At 66.9% G+C, this 21,807-nt stretch carries 2 protein-coding genes; one reads left to right on the top strand and one right to left on the bottom strand.

Annotation, left to right across the window (positions count from 1 at the left end; all coding sequences use genetic code 11):
• Positions 1 to 17: 17 nt before the first annotated feature.
• Positions 18 to 20,189, bottom strand: a complete 20,172-nt coding sequence (locus V6U86_RS31535; RefSeq protein WP_334509813.1) for a toxin glutamine deamidase domain-containing protein — start codon at positions 20,187 to 20,189, stop codon at positions 18 to 20.
• Positions 20,190 to 21,557: 1,368 nt separating this feature from the next.
• Between V6U86_RS31535 and V6U86_RS31530 the strand changes: the two genes are divergently transcribed.
• A partial coding sequence (locus V6U86_RS31530; RefSeq protein ID WP_334509811.1) for a hypothetical protein occupies positions 21,558 to 21,807 on the top strand: 250 nt, incomplete at its 3' end.

Genomic DNA, 21,807 nt, shown 5'->3' with positions numbered 1-21,807 from the left:
GCCCTCCGCATCGACCACTACAGGGCCCAGTCATCGGTGCTCGTTCCGGCTGGGGGCCAGTCATTAATGGTGAAGTTTGAGGCGGTGCCGGGTGTTGAATCGGGATAGACAGGCAGCGCTCCGTACGTATCGTGAGCGATCTCCTGCGGAGTGCTGCGGAGGAAGTAGTCCCAATCCGATATCGGATCCGAGAACCACTGGTCGGGATAGGATTCGCCGCTGGTGGACGACTCCGGCCGCGTCTGGGGCCACCCGGGGGGCGCTGCTTGACCAGGCGATGCCGGTGGGTATCCAGTGGGGTCCCAGGTGAGCATCGGCCCGTCATCATGGGGTCGCGTTAGTGAAGCGACGAAATCCGTCATTTCGTCGAGACTGATCGAATTGACGTCATCCCCGGCGCTGCGGCCGAGGCCGGCGGCCATGCTGTCCCGGCCAGGCGGACCCTGCCTGGCAGGCGGCACTGAGGCAGGGGCGGCAGGCCCGGCATCAGACGTTGCTCCCGGCACGGCAGGATCGGCCGCGCCCCCGGAAGGATGCGATGCCCACCACCGCTCACCGTCCGTGCGGACCATGTTCGGTCGGAGCCTCTGCAACCTGTTGAGCGCATCGGTTACCTGTTTCTCCGAGGCGGAGAAGCCGAACCCGCCGCCGAACAACGCCAATGCCCGCGTTCGTATCTCTTTCCACGTGCTCCGCTCACCCTGAAGAGAGATAAGAACCTGCAACATCTGCCACGCGCCCTTATCCATCAGCCTGCTATCGGGTCCACTGGGGCGTGTCGGGGCGACGCGCTCACGGGGTTTCCGCTTGGCGGGCTCTGGACGTTTCCGCACGCCCGTCGCCGGAGGATTGGAAGCGGCGATCGGAAGCGAGTCCAGGCGCCAACTTTGGACCCAAGCAGAATCACGATGAGCGGCGGTTTCGAGAATACGGAAACGGCCGCCACTCCACTTGGGAAGCCAATCTGTGAGTGCACGGAGAGATGTTTTGAGTTGTGTTACGGTAGGAGGTTTTCCAGGAACCGCCGTTCCGAGCGCTTTCTGGAGTTCCGTGGCAGTGAGCCCTTCCCCATTTGCGGTGGCACTGGTCAACTCTGCCAACAGCGCTGCATGGTGAGGTTGCAGGACGGTGCGCTTGTTCTCGAAGGCCACCTTTCCATTCCCGTCGGGGCCTATCGTCACGCTAATGCCGGCAGCGCCAACCCGCTCACCAGCCTCGTCGGGATCGCCACTGACAGTGGTGCCATCACTGGCGATGGGCACCGCAACGGGGTTGGTGGTGCTCGGTCCCTCGCCTGCCCGGGTAGCCGTGCTGGCGCTCGCTGACGATCCGGCGACGGTCGACCCGGCGGAGGTGGATGCTCCTGCGGTGCTGGAGGTGCCAGCAGTGGAGGTGGGGACGCGACGGCGACTTGTCGAACGCGATGATGTGTCATCGTCTGCGTGTGCGCGTGGTGCTCCGCCAGGCAGACGCGGCACCTGCCCAAACTTGATGTAGTGCGCCGTCCACTCCGCCAAAGCACGCGCGTTGGTTGGCGGCGAGGACTTGGCACGTAGTTCAGCGAGACCTAGCTCAACTCGCGCTGCGCTGACCTGTGGATGTTCCAGGGTCCTCAGATGCGCGTTCACCTCACGTCGGAATTCCGGGTCGCCCCTGAACGCCGCGTTCACCAACGCCGGATCCGCCATCTGGGATCGGGGTTGGTACGACTGCGGGGTGGCTGGCTCAGCAGTCACAACCGTGCTGTCCGCCAACGCCGGCCGCAGCCCACGCGACGTCTGGACCAGCACCACTGCCGGCGCTTCGGGATCCTCCTGGTTCTGAAACAGCATCAGGGAACCGTCCGGGCGAACCACCACCACCGAGAGTGGGTGGGACATGGAGACCAGAGCCGGCACGATGTCCGCCGCCTCTGGACCGTCCAGCATCGCGACCAGATCCGCGTCCGCCGGCAACCCGAAGTCCCCCGCAGACAGACCATCGGCAACGATGCGCTCGCGCAGAAAGTCCCGATGATCCCCGACATCGTTCACGCCGGCAGCGTTCAACACCGAGTTCAGATCACCCTCGACCAACAAGGCCGACGGCACCAACCGCCATCCCTGCCAGCGCAGCCGGGTGGTCTGTGCCGCCGTCACCAGGTCCGCGTCCTGCGGCACTCGGGCCTCAGCCGACGACAAGGGACCCTGAGCCCGCAACGGCATCCACGGCATTTCGGTCGGCTTGTTGGCCCGTTCGTCCGGCGCCGACCGGGACACCTCCACCAGTTCGACCCGCAGCCGCCGACCGTTGTCGTCGGATACGACGGAACTGATCTCGTAGCTGGCGCGTGGGTCCAGCGACACCGGCCCCGCCCCCTGGGGCAGCGGTGCCAGCGGGTGCACGACAAGCGTGATGTTGTCATTACCCGGCGTCAGGTCTTGCTCCACCCGAGACGCTCTCGTCGCGGGGAGTTGAACGCGATCGCCCACGATCGGGTCGCCGAGGTCCAGTACCCGGGTGGTGAGGTAGACAGCCGGGCCATCCACGGACGCGACGTGTGGTTCCAGCAACTCAACGAGGAGCGGCGCGTGGGGCTCAGACGCGTCTACGTCGAATTGGCTGCCCGGCCAGATGAGCACGCCGCCAAGCCTGAAGTCGCTCGTCGTGCTCACTGCGGACCACACCTGCAACTCAAGCACCACATGACCCGGTGCGGGGTCCGGCGACACCGCAGCGGCAACCAGCGCGCCCGGCGTCGTGAACACCTCGCCGTGGGCCGGTACGTCGTCGGCACGAATCTGCAGATAAACGGTTCGCCGCTGTGCCCAGTTGTTGTCCTCCTTCACGACGTCGCTGGCGACGTCACCCGCGGCCAATGCGGCCTCATGCAGGGGTGACCGTTGATTGACTACATCATGGAAGACATCTTCTGCTGGCAGATGCAGGAAAATGGAAGCGTTGGCCTGCCGCAACCACCGCGCCTCCCACTGAGGATTGCCGGGCACTCCACCGCGGAACCGTCGGCGTCGGAAATCGGCTTGGCGTTGGCGAACCCGCCTGACATCGAGATATCCGCGAGCCACCGCCAGTTGACGTTGCATGTCGCGGGCATGAGAGTCGACCGCCGTGGGCGGTGTCACGGGCGCCGTCAACTCCGGTGCCGCGGGCACGCCGAGCGCCTGTGCCCTCGCTGCGGCGGCCTGCACCGCCCCAATCACCAGTGCATTGGGGTCAGACAACACACTAGCCGCGGCGTTGGCGATCTCGTCCCTCTCCGCGTCGGACGCACCGACATACCGAGCAGCGATCGCCTCCGCCTGACGCCGCACGTCCCGAGCCCGGTCCGCGCCGTCGGGCATCCAGTCCGAACGAGAGACCATCACCGGCGCCACACCAACCGGCACCCCCAGGTGGCGGCTGAAAGCGTCGGCTACGTTCGACAACCACCAATGCACGTCCCGCCCAAGCGCATGATCACGCACGCCTTCTGACATGTACCGGCCGGAGAGGTCGCTGACCATCCACTGAGCGCGCGCCCGGTCGTAGCGCAACTCACCAGCGACACGGGCCGGACTGACCACGGTCCGGCCCTGATCATCAAACTCGACACTGACCGTCGGGTGCCCAAGGCTGAACTGGTCGCGGGTCACCGTGGGGTCGGCTTCCCGTATTCCGGTCAGAAGCTGCTCGAACGTCGGCTCGGAAAGCAACGCTTCCGGCACCTCGCCACCGACACGAATGACACCGTCCGCGCCAACCGCGAAATTCCAGTACGCCTGCGGGTTGTCACGAACAACCGACGGCGACAGATCAGCCAGCGACGACGAGAAGAACGAATTGACCCGAACCTCACCGCTGGCATCACGCTCCCTCTCCTTCACCAACGCCGGACCCGCCAGGTCGCCGAACCGGAGGTCCAGCTCTGCGTCCCAGGCCTGGGCCCCGACCGAGGCCTGGCTGGGCGGGTCCGACTTCGGCATCGAAAGACTGTCGGCGTCGAGGATGTGATCAGCGATTTGCTGCAGATCCTCGACCACAAACGCGTCGTTACGCCGCTCAAGCGCTCTGCGCGCCTGCACGATCCGAGCTGGGCTCACCGGGTGACGGTGCCGGTCAGCGAGGTACCCGTTCACCAGCCGCACGGTTTCTGAAGACACGCCGAACGCCTCGTCGATCAACCGCGCGTCCGCCATCTGGGACCTCGGCTCATATGACTCTGGCGTGCCCGGCTCGCTGGCGACAACGCTCCGTTCATCCAACGCTGGCCGCAGCCCAGCTGAGGTCTGCACCAGCACCATCTCCGACTGCCGCTCCGGACCCGGATACCGGAAACGCACGAGAGATCCATCTGGACGAATGACCACCAGCGAGAGGTGAGGAAAGGTCAAGAGAAGCAGGGCCGGCAGCAAATTCACCGCTTCCGGACCATCCAGCATCTCCTCGAGGTCGGCGCCTGGCGGCAACCCGAGAGCCTGAGCATGTGCTTGAAGAGCGGGTATGCTCGCCTGAATGACGTCGCTCCAGTCGGTACGGTGCTCCGCTGGGGGCAGGCTCGCGTTCATCACCGAGTTCAGGTAACCACCCTCGACGAGTAGCGCCGAAGGCACCATCCGTAGCCCCTGCGCGCGTAGCCGGGTGGTTTGCGCCTGGGTCACCAGCTTTTCGTCCTGCCACGCCATCGCCTCGGCGGTGGACAATGGCCCGCCTTCTCGCAGCGGCAGCCACGGCATTTCGGTTGGCCGGCCCCATGCGGTGCGCGCCGGCCCGGACACCTCCAACAGCTTGATGACCCATTTCCCCTCAGCTGTCTCGTCCCGCTTGCTTGAGTGCACCTCGTAACTGGCGCGTGGGTCCAGGGACACTGGCTCCCCGTTCAGGGGTGGCGGCGCCAGCGGATGCACGATGAGGGTGACGTTGTCGTTGCCAGGAGCCAGAAGGCTTCTGTCCTGGAGCGCGGACATCCGCGGAAGCTGAATGCGCGTCCCCGGATCGGCCGCCCCGAGAGTCAAGGTCCGGGTGGTGGTGTAAACCGCCGGACCATCCACCGACGCCACACGCGGGCTCGGAATCGCGCCGAGGACCGCTTCATCCGAACCGATCGACTCGATGGTGAAATGGGTATTCGCCCGGATGAGCACCGCATTGTCGATGTCAGCGTGCACGAGGCTCACCGCGTCGCGCACAGCCAGCTTCAGCACCGTGTATCCCGCTACTGGCGTCGGTGACGTGGTCGTGGCGGGCAGCGCACCCGGAAGCGTCAGCACCTCGCCCACGGGCGGCAGCAACCCGAGACTATCGTCGCGCACCTGCAGGTAGACGGTGCCACGGTATTCGGCGCTGTCGGAGCCGGGGAGGCTTTCCACCGCGTCTGTGACGGCATCGCCCGCAGCCAGCGCCCATTCATGCGCAGCCGAACGACTATCGAGTACGTCGTCAGCCACGTCCATGGTGCTTGCTTTGTAGACGAAGGTACGCGCCATGGCGATCGCCTGTTGGTCCGACGTCACCTCGGGCAGGTCTGGCCCGGCGTCGGCGAACAGCTTGTTGCGGATCCGCCGAAGCATCCTGACATCGAGATATCCGTGGGCCATCGCCGATTGCCGTTGCCGACTCCGGGTTAGCTCCTCCTCCGCCGTAGGCACGTTCTCGGGCGCCGCCAACGGCCCGGCCGCACCCACACCAAGTTGCCGTGCCCGCTCCGCCGCGGCCGTCACCGCCGCGTCCACCGACGCGTCGACGTCGAGCAGCACCCCCTCGGCGGCTGCCGCGATCTCCGCTCGGTCATCATTGAATACGTCGTAGCGGGCTGCGATCGCCTGCGCCTGCCGCTTCACGTACCGGATCCGGTCCTCGTTTACGACCTTCAGCTGTTCCGGCGCGGAAGACGGGCCCGTTGCCGGCGGCAGCGCCCGAACCGACGTCCCCAGGCGGCGGCTGAACACGGCGGCGACGTTCGACAACCACCACTGCCGATCCCGATCCAACGCATAGTCACGGACAGACGGGTCCATGTACGCGCTGGAACGGTCACTGACCGTCCACTGACGAGCCTGCTCGTCGTAGGTAAGCTCGCCCGCGAAATAGGCCGGACTGACCACGGCGCGACCCTGATCGTCAAATTCCACACCGACAGCTGAATCACCAGCTCGCAATTGTCTCCGCAGCGCCTCCGGGGTCAGCGTCGGGTCAACCTTCGTCATATCGTCGAGAAGGTCCTCGAACTCCCGGCCGTGGAGCATGTCCTCCGGCATCGAGCCAACGACGGGAGCGGCGACAACGCCGGTACCGGTGCCGGCACCGACCATGAAACGCCAGGACACCTTCGTGTTGCGGAGAATGATCTCATTAAACGACGGACCTGTGACTGGGTTACCGACGGTATCGGCATCCCACCTCGACGCCAGCGCCGGACCCGACAGGTCCCCGAACAGAAACTCCAGCTCCCGAGACCACTCGGCAAGCGTCGCCGCCTCTCTCGGCGGGAGTTGCCGAGGCCCGGCGGAGGAGGACTCATCGCTCTCAGAGCTTCGGTCCGAGTCGGAGTCCGAGTCCGGGCCCGGGTCCGGGCCCGGGTCCGAGTCCGAGTCCGAGTCCGGGCCCGAGTCCGGGTCGTGCCCCGTATCCGTCATGCCGCCGTGGTCAGCGGGGTTCACTGACGTCGATTCCCCTTGCCCCTCGGCTCCGACGTCGGAGTGGTCACCCGCCGGCTCAGGTGGGATCGCCGATCCCTGCGTTTCCGGACCTGGCAGAACAGGCGTCTGCAAAGACGACTGACCGCTGCCGCTGCGCCCGTCGCCGCGAGGGCTACCGTCGGGCAAACTCGGTACCTCGCCGAACGCGATGTAGGACGCTGCCCACTCCGCCAGGATCCGGTGGGTCGTGGCCACCCCCGGGTATGCCTTCTCCATTTCGCGGACGTGCTCGTTCACCACCTGCGGATCCACGGGGTCGTCCCCGAAGTCTCGCAGCACCTTGTTCACGTCCGTGACGAACTCCGCGTTGATGACCACCCCAGCGACAATTGGATCGACCAACCGGCCCGCACCGGGCTCAACCGCCGGGCCCCGCTGCAACATGGTCGGCAACGGATGCGGCAACGGGCGCAGCTGCGACCGCTGCTGCGCGTGTTCCGTCGCATATTCACGAACGCGAGGACCTGCCACGGCGCGTGGGGCAGCAGCGGATCCCTCGGCCGGCGCGGAGGCCGGCGCCCCCGACCATCGCGGGCTACCACCGCGCAGTCCGGGCACTCGGCCATTGCTCGCAATGTAGTACGCGGTCCAGTACGCCAGTTGCGGGTGGTTCGTGGGCACCCATCGTACGGACGCCATTTCTTGAACGCGCTCCGTTACCACCTGCGCGCCTTGGGGGTGGACATTGAATGTCCGGAGCTGCCCGTTCACGTCGGTGACGAAATCGTTGTTGATGACCACGCCACCGACAGCGATAGGCTCGCCCGCTAGGCCGGCCCCGGGCTGAGCCGGCGGGTCCTGCCGGGACATGCTCGGCAGCGGCGGCAGCTGCCGCGCCTGTTGCACGCGCTCGTTATCAGAGCCCGGTAGATGGCGCGAACCCGTCGTCGGGTCACCTGTGGCGGCAGAGCCAGACGCGACTGGCCCGCCAGGCCGAGGAAGTGGCCGCCTAGGTGGATTCGACGATGGCCGCACTACGGGAGCCGGAACTACTGATGGTCGCGTCGTCGGACCAGGAGCGGATCCGGCTGTTCCCGTGGCCGCCTGTGCGGCCGCGTTGCGCCTGCCCCGGAGGCCGCGCAGATGGTCGACGAGTTCGCGTCGATGATTATCTATTTCAGTGGGCGACACCTCTATCTCTCGAAAATTCCGGACCTCGTAAACGGCAGACTTCTCCATTCGCCCGGAATTGTCGTCAAGCCCGGCAAAATCCCTCGCTGATTTGTTCAGTCCGATAGCTGTGCGTTGATCGATGAACGAGTCGGGATTATCAAGAAGCGCGTTGTCGAGGTAATCTTCGATAGTGTGGTACGAGAACGCAGTCAGCGACCTCTGCAAAACCCGTACGTCGCCCCCGTCCTTTCTGCCCATAAACGACTCGTAAACCGCGCCGTTGGCTTCGAAATGTTTAGCGAAGAGGCTTCTGATCTGCGCGGCGTTCGCGTCCAGGAACTGGCGCACCGCGCTGGGCAACTCGGCCCTGACCGAGGAAAGCGGATTCCGCAGACCCACTGCAAGCAGATTCTTGCCGATGCCGATCTTATTATAGGTCGCGCCAATCGCCGCCGCGCCCGCATGTGTGTATGTATGTGTCATCAGAGACCACAGCGCTGACACCCCGGGGACGGACAGATATTTCTCCACGTCACCGGGCGGAACTCCGAGGTACCGAGCCGTCACCGACCGGCCGAACTGCAATCCATGTTCCAGGAGATGCCGTGGAACCGGTCTCCAGGTGCGATCGCCTTCAAGCATCCACTGCACAAAGGCGAGACCATCGTCGAGCGGCACGCCGACGTTCCACTGGACGTAAAGTTGATCGGTCCGGTAGGCCGCGAACAAGCGCGCTCCCCGCCCCTGCTCGGTCACGACCCAACCATCTTCTGGGCGATAGACGTCCTCGATTGGCAGACCTGCTGGCGCGCTCGAGCCGGAGTGGTACAGCGGTGCCGTAGCCGTGCCCGCCAACACCGTCCGATATTCCCGGTAGACATCGGACCACTCCGGCCTACCCACGTCGCCCGATGTGACTTTCGTTGGAGCGGTGATCGTCTCGATAATGGGAAGGTCCTGCCAGGAGCCCTCGCGCATCCTCACCGTAGAGTCATCGACGAATCCATCCTCGTACAGCGATCCGTCGGCGCCCTGAAAGTAGGAGCGTTTGTCCAGGGTTACTTCGAGATCATAATCTCCCTCAACGCCGACACGTGCGCGCCTTCTCGCCAGTACAGCCCCGATCCTCGGCCTTTCCTCATGGGCGAGCACCACAATGGTGTTCTCCTCGCCCTCCAGGCCGATGGCACCGGCCAGAGCATCCAACTCAGACGGCGCGACGTGATCCGACCTCGCCGGCACGTCAATGCCCTCGGTCAGCGGAAGGAAAACCCACTCGTCGAAGCCCTCCGGGACCTGGGCCAGACCCTTCCGCTGCCCATCGAGGAAGACGACCTCACCCTGATGCCGGACCACGTTGATGGCATGCACCGTCGTCGCACTGCCCGGTCTCACAGCACGAACCAACACGATGCCCCGTGCGCCGTCCCCGGCCCGCTCCATCGCCTGCCGGATCGACCCCGGGTCCGTCCGGAAGACCGGCGGCTCGGAATCATCCGACAGGCCCAACTGCTGCCGCTGATAGTTCACCAGATAAGCCTCGGGCTGCCTGGACTCAACCGGAGCCAGGATCCGAGCTGACTCCCGGTAGCTCATGTCCGATACCACCGCGGTCAAGACGCAGTTCGTAACGGACTCGCCCGGATTGACCGAATCAAGCCAGTCGAATGCCTGAAGCGCCGCCGCATCATCCGGAACCGTTGACGTCCCGGCGACGAAGTTGCTCGCCGAGGAGAGTGCTCCCGTGACCGGGTTACCTTGTGCGTCGACCACCAACACCCGTGCCGCTGCCGGAGAATCTGAACGCGCCGGCCGTGCGATCTGTGGGGAGGCTTCGGGCAGGTCGACACGCACGATCCTGCCGTCCGAGGCGTGCTGTATCACGAAGCCGTGCTCACTGCCGTCCGGCCGCGTCGCCTGCACGAACGCCGTACTACCCGGTCCCGCGTTCCGCACCGCCGAGTCGACCGCCGCCCACGAGGGCGTCCTACCCCACCGCTTCGTGCTGGCGAACGCCGCAGGTGCCGACGCCGGTCCGGGCAGCGACGACACTCCCGCCGGGTACAACTCCGCGGCCAGGGCGTCCAGCCGGCTCAGCACAGGCGGGGACGGCACCGTCAGGTTCGTGGTGGAGCCTCCGGGGTGCCCGCTACGGCGCGGGGCGCCAGAGCCACCGAAAGGCGGGCGCGGCGGCAGCAGCAGGTTCCTCGGCATTGCCGGGGGCATGAGCGACCCCAACCGCTGTTCCGCGGGCGCGAGCACCTCGGCGAGGCGCGCCGCGTCTCCGGGGCGCTGACGCAGGTGAGCGAGTACGGCACCGCGGATCGCGTTGACGCGCGGCGCCCGTTGCGGCAGAGGAACCGAGGCCGCACTCCGTACTGCGGCAACGATCGCCCGGCCCGTGGGCGTGGTGACCAAGGTTGCGCGGTACTCGGAGATGCGGTCGGCCCGCCGCGCCACGGCGATCAGCTGCTCCCTGATCGCCGCGTACTCCTCAGGTGTCTGGTTGCCAGCGCCCAGCATCCTCATCTCGATGAGCACCTCAGGCGGGTGAGGCGCCCGGCGATCCAACTGGTGAGGGCCTCCGACGCCGAAGACGGCTTCGGGCGTGAGCCCGGGATCCGTGCCCTGAAGTAGCTGGTCGAGGTAGCGGCCGCCGGACATCGGGCCGATCCCGGGGACGATGTTGAGCCCCACGTCGAAGAGCGGGCTGTCGCGGCTGCGATCCCAGCCCTCGTTCTCCCTGATGTCGTGGGCCAGCGTCGGGAAGGACCGCCGCATCGCGTCTGCGGCCCGGTCGTGGGCCGCAGCGCGATGCGTCGACAGGAATGTCCGCAGGTGAGGCGGCATCCCCTCTCGGACAGCCGGCAACGAGGTGCGCGCGGCGAGCGCCAGATACCCCTTGACGTGGATCGGCCTGTGGTGCCGACTCCTGAACCAGAGAGGAAGCACTCCAGCCTGAGTGAGAGCGAGAGCGAGATTGCCGTAGATCGTGCCGAGGTCGGCGTCGAGCGCCGCGAGCATCTCGACGTCGGCGTTGTCGTGGACGGGGTACCCGAGCGAGGCAGAGTAGAGCCGAGCCATCTCTGCGCCGAAGTGACGCCCCGCGTGGAGCAACGGCACCGATTCCGGCTCACCTCGCACGACCACACCGGGCTCGGGCGCGACGCGGCTCACCGCCAGGGCCGTGTCGAGCACGGGGCCGATCGCGTCGACCGGGACCCCCATCGTCGCCTGCACGTACAGGTTGTCTCCACGGGGGAAGACCGTCGGGTCCGCCGTGGCGGTGAGGTTCGCGTAGCGCGGGTTGACCACGTATTCGGTCCCATGGAAGAGCTGGGCCAGCGTCTCTCCCCGGCTCCCGTTCAGGATGTTCCGGATTCTGAGCCTGTCGACGTCCAGCTCCGACAATGTCCGGCCGGACTCGCCTGCGAGAATCGCGGCGGGGGCCGTGATGGTCTCCGGAACAGGCACCGGGTGTACCTGCGGTCGCTGACCGCGGGGGAAGCTGTTCAGGTTTCCGTGGAAGCGCTGGCCGTCAGAGAGCCAGCCAGCCACGTCGGCGACGACCCGCACGCTGCCGTCCGCGTTTGTCAGCAGCACCTCGCCCTTCGGGACCATGGCGCCGAGGCGTACCTGCTGGTTCTCCTCCTCGTCGCCGTAGCGACCGAACTCGTGATTGATCGGGGCGTCGAGCAACGCCGGCGCCGGCGGGGTCGACTCGGGTTGCGCCCAGGATGTGCCGTCCGGAAGACCTGCCGGGTCCACCACGCGGCCATGGGCGTCGAGCACGATCGCCCACGTTTGTACGGCGCCGTCACCGTGGTCAGGGCCGTGGAGCTTTCGGATGCCCTGACCGTTCGGTTGGGGGTCGACGCCCTGTATGCCTGATGAGGTGTGGTGCCACACCCGTGCGTGACCGGCGGTGTCGTCGCCACGGCTCTCCAGGAGGAGGACGCTCGCGCCGATGCCCTGTCGGTCCAAGGTGTCCCAGAGTGCCTGCGGGTCGTGTACCTGGGCCCAGCCGGGACCTGCGATGAGGCTGGAGCGTACTCCGGCGACTCCGCCGAGGCCGACGGGTAGGTCGTCGGAGGCGTTGGCGACCCAGACGCCGCCCGGGTAGACCCGACGGATGAACCAGTTGACCATGGTCACGCACTCGGCCAGCGACCATTGGCCGGCGTCGCCCGGCTCGCGGACGAGGGCGACGACGTCGTTCACGACGTGGTCGAGGTCTGTCGGGTCGAGCCGTACCGGCGTTGTCCGGTCGTGGGGTGTGAGACCGAAGAGGTCACGAGCGCGCTGCCCCGGGGTACGCGCCTTCCGGTCCGCGTCATCCGTGTCGAAGGCGTCGCCCGCGTCGAATATGACCTCGGAGGCCAACGCGTCGTCGGTGTCGTCCTCGGAATCTGGGGTCAGTTGAGGGCTGGTTCGTGCGGTTCGCGGATCCTCGTCGAACGAGACTGGTTGGCGCAGCGTGCCGTAGGAGTAGCCGAGTTCACGCGACAGCGCTCTGGCGGCGTCTTCGCCGTTGGCGTGGAACTCGGCGGCGACGAGCGTGGTGAACAGGTCGAGGAGCGCGAATTGGCTGATCTGCCGGTCGGTGGGGTCGTGCGTCACCAGCGGACGCTGGTGGTCGATCGCCACCTGGAACCTCGCCCAGGCGATCGCGTCGCGATACGCGTCGGTGTGGTGCCCCACCATGTCGAGGTACGCCCGGGATGACACGAGTTGTTCCCCGTGCGGCCGCCGCAGCCTGACCTGACTCGTCGTGCTGCCGTCCGTCCAATCCAACGCCGAGCCGGTGCTGAGCTCGGCGATGAGGGCATCCGGCGTGGTGACCGACGCATCGACGACGGGGCGCCCGAGCGCGGCACTTACGAAACTCGTCGCGAAGACCACACAGTTACTGTTCAGCAGGTGGTAGTTCGCGTCGGAGCCCTCCGCCGCGAACAGATACGCATCCCTGAGCTGTTGCGCGTTGATGCGGTAGGTGCCAAGAACCCGAGCATGCCGGGCCGACACGTAACGCCCATCATCGTGAATCGCGCCCCTCGCACCGAACATGCCCTCGTTCGGATAGAACCCGAGGGCCACCTGAGTTCCGTCCGGAAGCCGGATCGCGACCACCGCGTGCCCCGGGCTGAACGGTACGTCGTTGGCCAGCACCCGGGACGGTGCGGCCAACAGAACAAGCTCGATGTCGTCCGCCGGGCTGTCGATCTCACGCTCGACATGCTCACGCAACGGCCGAGCATGATCGATGAATCGTTCCACCCATTCCTGGGGCCGAGAGCCGTTCAAGTCGAATTCCGCCCTCGGCGAGGGAAGCAGAGTGAAGCTACGAAGCGTGCCGTAGTTCCGCCCCAGGCGCTGGGACAACCCCACCGCCGCGCTCTCGCCGTTGGCGACGTACTCCGCCGCCACCAGCACGGCGAACGAATCAAGCAAGCCGAACTGGGCCCGCTGGCCGTCGGTGGTGACCTGCCCCGGCCCCACCACCGGACGCTGATGGTCGAGCGCCACCTGGTAACGGCCCCAGGACAGGGCCGCGCTCCCCCGCTCGCCACTCGACACCAAGGAGCCTCTGGCGGACGCCAACCGCCTCGTGTCCGACCCATCCAAACTGGTGACCGGGTTCGCCGCATCGGACCACGTCCGGCTGGAGTGCTGCGTCATCGCCGAGACGAACTCCGGCACCGAGGCGTCCATCGAGGCGTCGGTGATCCGATGACCCACCGCCGCCTTGACGAACCTCCGCACGAACTCCGAGTTGCCCTCCAGCAGCGAGTTCATCCAGAGGTCGGAATTCTCGAAGCTGAACAGGACCGCGTCCGTCAACTGCGCCGGGCTGACCCGGACCGTCGCGAGCACCCTCGACGACGGGTCGAGGAGGGAACTGCCCGAGGGATCCAGACCGAAGCTGACCGGCTGGTCCCGACCCGGCACCCGAACCTCGGCCCACACCCGATCACCGGACGCCATCAACACAAGATCAGCTTCTGGTCGGGCGCTGTCCGCCTCCACGCGCTGCAGATACTCCTGCAGCGGCCGGACCCGCTCCGCCATCAACTCCAGCGCATCACCCGCGTCCCGCATCCGCGTCTGGTGCCCGACAGCGCTCGCGGCGGACCCGGACGACGACGGCGATGACTCGCCGCGCTGCCCACGTACGCCGACGTCGAAGTTGAGCCAGTCCTCGGTGAGACTCCTCGACCCCTCCGGCCTGGCGATGTTCGCGGTCAGGGGCAGGAAATCGATCGTCACCCTGTTGCCGCTGGGCAGACGAGCCGGCTGACCCGTCTGCCCGTCCAGGAAGTACACGGAGCCGCTGGCGTCGCGCACCACGTTGAAAGCGTGGGCCGTCTCCTTCGGAGACTTCCGCACCACCACCAACCCGCGGGCCTCACCCTCCGTGGCTCTGCTGAGAGCCTCCCGCACCGAGGCGATGTCACGGACCCGGTATATCCGCCCCTCGGCGTCATCCGCGATCTTTAGCTGCTGACGCTGATAATTCAGCAGATCCTGGGCGGGCAACGCGCTGGTGCCACTGGCTTGGAACGGCCTGCCCTCCCGCAGGGACATGTCCGTCGCGATAGAGGTGATCACACAGTTCGTCGCGAAGTCGGGCGACCACTCGCGTCTCGGATTCACTTTCCACAGCCACGGGTACGCCGACTCGACATCCGAATCACTCGGATTGCCCTTGATCCTCTTGGTGAGACCGGAGTGCTGCCACCCGTGACCGACCTGTCCCTTACCCCAGTCGGTGGGGCCGGTCATCTCGTACGACTCGGTCGGGTGGGGCAGGGCGCCGCGACCGGTGCGCGCCTGCGCGTCGGTGGTCCGGGTCCGGCGTCGACCGAAGGTGGTTCTGTCCTGCTGGTTGCGGGGGTTGGGCTTGGTCAATCGTCGCGGACGCGGGGATGGGGTTGCAGTCGATCCCGTGGTGGCGGTCGGAAGATTGATGGGCGCGGTGAACGACCAGTAGTGGGAGAGCTTCTGCGGCAAGCCGGGTCGGTTGTGCCGGATGGTGCTGGTGGCTCCGCTTAGGACGTGGGCCAGCTTGCTCGGGTCGGCCAGGACGGTGGGGTTGACCTTCAACGTGTAGGGCGTGCGGTCCTTCTTGCCCTCGTCATCGGGGCGGTGGGTGATGCTGGCGTGCGGCACCGATGAGTCGGCGGTGACAGTGATCGTTGCGGAGATGGATCCTTCGACCCGGACGTGCAGCCGGTCGTCGGCGAGCACGTCGTACCAGATGCGGTTCTTGGTCGGGGGTTGTTCGACCTGGTCGATCGCGGACCAGAGCTGTTCGCGTTGCGTGGTTCGCTCTTTGGTGATCGCATCGCGTGGTGCCGCGGTGGCGGTGTCCTGATCGTTCAGGCGGATGCCGCGCATCTCGTCGAGATGCTGGTTTCCGACGACGTCACGGTTGTGGTGGGTGCGCAGGTTGGCCACCACAGCGTTCCAGCGGGCTGCTGAACCCTGCTGTTCGGTGCGTAGTCCCCGTTCGTCGAGGAGGACGGCGAGTTCGGCGCGGAGCCGGTCAGGGTCGAGGTCCTCGCGAGCGGTGTTACGGGGGTTGGCGGCAGCGTCGAGGTCGGTGAGAATCTCGTTGATTCTGGCCACCGCGGCGCGGTCGGTAGCGGTAAGACGCACGGTGGTGGGGGCCCGACCGGCGGCGTCCTGGCGTCGACCGTCGACGGACTCGGTGCGGCGGGTGAGCATGCGCAGGGGTTCGCCGGTGTGCCCGATGTCAGCGATGCGGGAGCTGATTCGGCGGAAGCCTGCGGTTGCTGACTTCTTGGTGCCGATCACGTACCGCTGCGTCGCGTCGCCGAAGCGGTAGATGATGTTTCCGTTGCGGTCCGGACGCAGGATGTCGACGGGGATGATCTTCTTGTTCTCGGCTACCGCCTGGCCGCCGTATTCGGTGATGTTGCTGACGAAATCGGCGGTGGTCCAGGGCAGCCGGCGGACCTGTTCCTGGGCGGCTTGTTGCCGCACGACCTGCCGGTAGAGGGGTTCGTTGACGCGTACGAAGGTTTCACCGGCGGCGGTCGCGGCCTGCGCGGCAACGCCGGTCAGGATCAGCGCGGGGACGACCGGGCCGCCGGCAAGGAGACCCGCACCTGCGGCAATGCCGTAACCGAGGGTCTGCCCGATCATCGCCGGGATGTGTTTGTAGCCCAGTTGATGGAACCAATAAGCCTCCTTCGGCCGGTTGACGCCCCGGTTGATTTCCTTCTGGTGACGAACCAGGGCGGCGGTCTCGGAGAGCCGACGCCAATGCGGGCGTTGCGACGCGTCGGGCAACGGAAGGAGCTCCACGTCGCGTTTGCCCTCGAGCATCGCATTGATCAGGCGTCTGGTCTCACGCAGCTGGTACTGCGCGTCCCACGCGGCCAACGCGACGGCGTCGCGGAACTCGATATCCTTGGCCAGGCTCCACCCGGCGCCATAGCCGATGCCCCGCAACGCCGCACCGACGACGCTGGTGTTAGCCAGCTCGACCGCGTTACCGACAACATGTGCCAACGTCAGCGACGGGATCTGCGCACCGGTGTGCTGCACACCGACGCGGGTAGCGTTGTGCCACACCCGCGGACTACCATCGGGCACCCCACGATCGATCAGGTCATAGCTTTTTGGCTCGGACGCCGAAGGTTCGGACGCCGAAGGTTCGGACGCCGAAGGTTCGGACGCCGAAGGTTCGGACGACGAAGGTTCGGACGGCCGGAACGTTTCCAAAAACCGCTTCGCCAGCGAACGTCGCCTGTTCAGATCACCGATCTTGTTATTGACTTCCGCCTCAATGGACTTTTCCATCGATTCCAACTCGGCGGCCAAAGCAGTCAACTGTTGACGCGACGTGTCGTCCAGATCGTCTGGCTCACCGCGGCGGTGCGATTCGTTCCACCGCTCATACATCTCCCGGGTGTGGTAATACGCCATCTCAGCCCACATGTTGCGGCGGTGGTCCGGGCTGTGTTTGCGGTAATGATCGAATCTGCCCTTCGCTTCGGCTTCCGGCTGATCGAACAACCAGTCGGAGCCAGCGCCGGCCAGCAGACTCTGCCCGGCCTGCATACCGAGAGCTGCCGCGCCCATCTCCCAGTTCTGCGTCAGAGCACCGGTGATCAACAACGCCGTTGTCGAACTCGTACTCGCGGCGGGGAACCTCTTCGTCAACTGCGGAGTCGGCAAACCAAACCCGGGCGGGTTATACCGGCCCGCTGGGCCACCCTTCGGCGCGACGAGGGTCGCCTTCGGCGGCCCACCGCCTGCGGCGATATTCGCCGCCGCACCATCGGAGTACGCCTGCGTGGCATTGAAAACCGTAGCGCTAGCCGCGCTATTCGCGATCAACCCAGGCGCTCGACCAGCCATCACCCCAGCGGACGCCGTCTGCAGGACCGTGGCCGTCGCCCACCCACGACGCACCACGTGCTCAATCAACGGCGGCTTGTCCGACAACGGACCCTGAACACGGATCCCCTCCCGCCGACGAACCACCGAGGCGACCTGCTGCCGAACGTCCTCACTCAACCCCACACCCTGCTGGCCCTGCTGGCCCTGCTGGTCCTGCTGGGCCTGCTGGTCGCGCTGGGTCTGCTGGGCCTGGTCACGGACGAGCTGCCTGAGCTCGCTGTCGATCCGGGTCCACTCACCATGAACGACCTGGCCGGCCCCCTTCAACCAACCGGTGGACGCCTTCACCCACCGCTTGGCCCTCCGCAACCCGAAACGCCGGCCTTGGAAATACAGCCGACGCACCGCTTCATGCTGCGCCAACAACGACCGCGCCTGGAGATCCTTCACACTGGTCTGGGGAGACCTTCGCTGATACGCCCATCGATTCAACTCACCGGCCACGCCAATCGTGATCGATGCGTCGCTGGCATCACCACGGACCTGCAGTATCGGCCCGTTTTCACCCTCCACAAGGCGCACACTCGTGTGAGTCGGCAGATCCCACTGCCCCGGATCAACCACGTCCACCGGAATCCGCTGAAGATCCCTTTCGACGACTTTCTCCGAGCCCTCCGGTGGCACACCCACCGTCAGCACCTCGCCCTGCAGTTCACCGACCTGCATGATTCCCGGCTGCGCGACGAACCCCCGCACCGCCCGATCCACACTGCCCAACACCTCAGACTTACCGGTCTTGGACCGCACGTGCAGCATCAACTGCCCCGCCACACGCCTGGCCGCCTTCTTGGACCGCACGTCCGGCGTCGACTGCTCCGCCACATCCCTGGGCGTCTTGTCCGAACCCAGGCGGCTCAACACCATCTCACCCCGGTGCGCGCCACCATGCAGATCCCGCAAGGCACCCACCTCACGCAACTGACCCGCCAGGCCCACCAACTCCTTGTGCGGACGCTGCGTCCCGTCCGACACATCCCACAGCTGTGCGGACACCACCCGGAGCTTTTCCCGCTCCGTGTCGTTCGGCGGACGCCGCCACCGGGATGCCCGATTGTCAGCCTCGAACCGACCGGGCTGGGTCCTCGTCCACCCACCCGCGATCACACCAGCACCCGGCGGGGGCGAATCCGAAACGGTCACGCCCAGGTCCGTGACCGGTGCGGGCGGGTCTGTGACCGGCATGACCGGAACCGTGGCCGGGGTGGCAGGAACCGTGGCCGGGGTGACAGGAACCGTGGCCGGGGTGACAGGAACCGTGGCCGGCATGACCGGGACCGTGGCCGGGGTGACAGGAACCGTGGCCGGCACCTTTGGTGGATCGGACGGCGCAGCAGCACTCCGCCGCGATGTGGCCGGGGCGCCGTCGCTCAAGCTCACCGCGGGCGGGGTGGGATCCACGATGACGCCGGATGCGTTGAGCTGACCCAACGTGTCACCAGCGCGGACCACCCGCACCACAGTGCCGGGCCGACGCTGCCACACGGCCGGATCGAGTTCGGTGCGCACCGACGGTCCGCCCTGCACAGTTTCGATCTGCACGAGGCGGCCATCCGCGAGACGCTCGACGAGCACCAGGTTCATCGGCGCGGCCGGAGTCGTCGGGCCAGCGGGCGTCTGAACCCAGACGGGGGTCACCCACCCTGGTCGCAGCTGCTCCAGGTCAGATTTTCCAAGCTTCTGCCAACGCCCACCGACCTGAGTCGCCGTCCCGGATATGTGGGAGGTCAGGCTCCCCGCAGTGTCGGTTACCGTCTCGCCCCGGAGACCAGCCAGAATCGAGTGCACTCGCCCCGCGCTCGTGCTCGCCGACGGACCCGCACTGCGCCGCCGCACCAGCCCTTCATCGAGCACCCCGACCGATGGCGGCACGTCCGAACGCGATGACTCACCCTGCTCCCGCACACCGGCGGGACGAGACTCGTCAACCCCTGGCACCCCACCGACTAGCAGTTCGCTGTGGTCCTCGACCGCGACTCGCCGGGACGACCCCTGCTCACCAGTTGTCGCGGCAAGGGCGTCATCGACCCGGGCGATGAGGTCCGTCAGCGCGGTGTCGGATTGCCCCGGCCGGCCCGCGCTGTTCACCGCGTCACGGAACAGCGTCAACTGTTCACGTGCGTGGACGAGTTGCGCCCACCAGACCGAGCTGTCCGCATCCACGTCCAGGCCGTTGACGGCATCCACCACGCCGGTTGCCGATCCGGCAGCCTGCGACCGCACGTACGGATTACGGGTCTGATCCTGCGGATTGTCGATCCACGGCTGGACGTGGCTGCGGGTGGCCTGATGGAGATCCCCTACCAACTGGTTCCGCTGCTGCGGGTCCAGCACCCGAACCGAACGCCTCGGCTGTGGAATATCGGACGTCAGTGGCAGGAAGTCAATTGTGTGCTCACCCCTGGGCAGACGAGCCGCCCGCCCGGTCTGCCCATCCAGGAAACACACCGTGCCGTCGGCTCGCCGCACCACGTTGAACACATGCGCTGTCTTATCTGTCGGCGTCCGCACCACCACGAAACCCCGCGGATGCGGGAGTCTCCTCCGGCCCGGCGCAGCCGCCTCTTTGGCCGGTGCGCCGGCTTCCTTCATCGCCTCTCGGACCGACCCAAGATCCTTGACCCGATACCTGAGCCCATCGACGTCATCCCGGAGCCCGAGCTGCTGACGCTGATAATTGATCAGATGCTGCAGCAGCAACGCCTCCGTGCCACTCGCCTTATGCCCCACGCCTGCCCGCAACGACATGTCCGTCGCGATCGCGGTAACCACACAATTCGTCCTGAATTCGTCCCCGACATCCCGGCGTCGGCCCCAACCCCACCACTTGTTCCGAGGATTCAGCCCTTGCAACCACGGATACGTCTTCCTGACCTCGGAATCCGAGGGATTGTTGTAAATCGGGACAGCGAACATCGCATCACCCGGTGCGTGACCGACCCGCTCACCGCCGGGCTCCACGCGCACATCCATCGGGTGTGGACCCCGCGCGTACGGCAACGGCCCGAGCCCACTACGCGCCTGCGCATCAACCCGCCGCGAGCCAGATCGCGATGAGTCAGACTGCTGCGAGCGGGCTCGCTGTGGGTCGCGACCCGGCCTGGTCGTGGTCCGACTCCCGCCCACCGAAGCAGCAGAGCCGGTGCCCGGCACACCGGCAAGCGTGCCAGCCATACCCTGACCGGAGACCCCCGGGACCACGCGAGACTGCCTTGGCCCGCGCGAAACCGCCCCCGGGAGATTCGTCACCGGCGTGGCTGTCGGCCCTGACGTTGCCCGACCGGTACTGGCCGGCATCACCACGGGCGATACGCCACCCACCGCGCCAAGGGGAAGTTGACCCAACTGATTCGTGTCGGTGAAGACCACGAACTTCGTGGAAAAGACCGCCGGCGTCTTCTTGACCGGCCCAGACCAACCCGCAAGGTCGAACTCCGTACGGACCGCCGGCTTATTCTGGACTGTCTCGACCTGCACAAACCGGCCATCCTCGAGACGCTCAACGAGGACCACGTCCACCGGTCCGCGCCTGCTCTTCTGCGTCCACACAGCCGTCACCGACCCCGGGCGCAACCGCTCCAAATCACCCACGCTGCCGCTGCGCCAGCCCCCATCCAACTGACGTGCGACCGCCGCCGACACGTCCGAGCCCCGCTCACCAGCGACGCCGGCGCGCTCACCGCGCACCCGCGCCAGCACACCCCGCACCCGCCCCGCGCTCGTACCCGCCAACGCACCCGAGCTACCCGCCCGCACCGATGACGGATCCAGCAACCCCGCCGACCGCCGCGGCACATCCACAGGCGCCGGTACCGACACCCGCGACGGGGACGAGGACTCGGCCGCCCCCGGTGCCCGCACCACATCAGCCACCGCGCCCGCATAACCCGGAACATCCGAGACCACCGCCGGCCCTGCCGCCAACCCGCCAGCCCGAGCACCACCCTGCGACCCAGACTGCGAACCGGACTGCGGGCCACCCTGCGCACTGGTCTGCGCACCCGACTGCGAGCCACTCTGCGTGCCCGACTGGGGGCCACCCTGCGTGCCCGACTGGGGGCCACCCTGCGCACCCGGCGGCATGCTCGTCTGCGGGCCACCCTGCGTGCCAACCTGGGTGGTTGGCGGCATACCAGTCTGCGTGCCGGACTGAAGGCCACCCTGCGTGCCCGACTGCGAAACAACCTGCGTGCCCGACTGGGGGCCAACCTGCGTGCCCGGCGGCATGCCCAACTGAGGGCTGACCTGCGTATCGGTCTGCGTGTCGCCTCTGTCAGCAACGGGCGGAACGCTACCGCTGGTCGTGGGGGTGTCCGTCGACCCGCCCGGGGTTCCGGTGCCATGCAAGCCCGTGCCCGCACCGCCCGTGCCGGTGCCAGCCGCGCCCACACCACCCGTGCCCGCACCGCCCGTGCCGGTGCCAGCCGCGCCCACACCGCCCGTGCCCGCACCGCCCGTGCCGGTGCCAGCCGCGCCCACACCGGCGCCAGCTGCACCGGCGGCTACTCCGGTTCCGGAACCTGTGCCCGCACCCCCGGGATCAACCTCGGAGTACGCCGGTGGCGGCAGCTCGTACGCCGGTGGCGGTGGC

Origin of the sequence: Micromonospora sp. CPCC 205558 (genome assembly GCF_036902955.1) — a bacterium.
GTDB lineage: Bacteria > Actinomycetota > Actinomycetes > Mycobacteriales > Micromonosporaceae > Micromonospora.
Note: the sequence above shows the minus strand (reverse complement) of the source record. Positions and strands in the feature narration are given on the sequence as shown.

Coding starts and splice junctions, on each gene's coding strand:
- V6U86_RS31535 (WP_334509813.1), bottom strand. CDS start 20,189: ATGGATGTGCGCGTGGAGCCCGGCGGTGAGCGGGTCGGTCACGCACCG.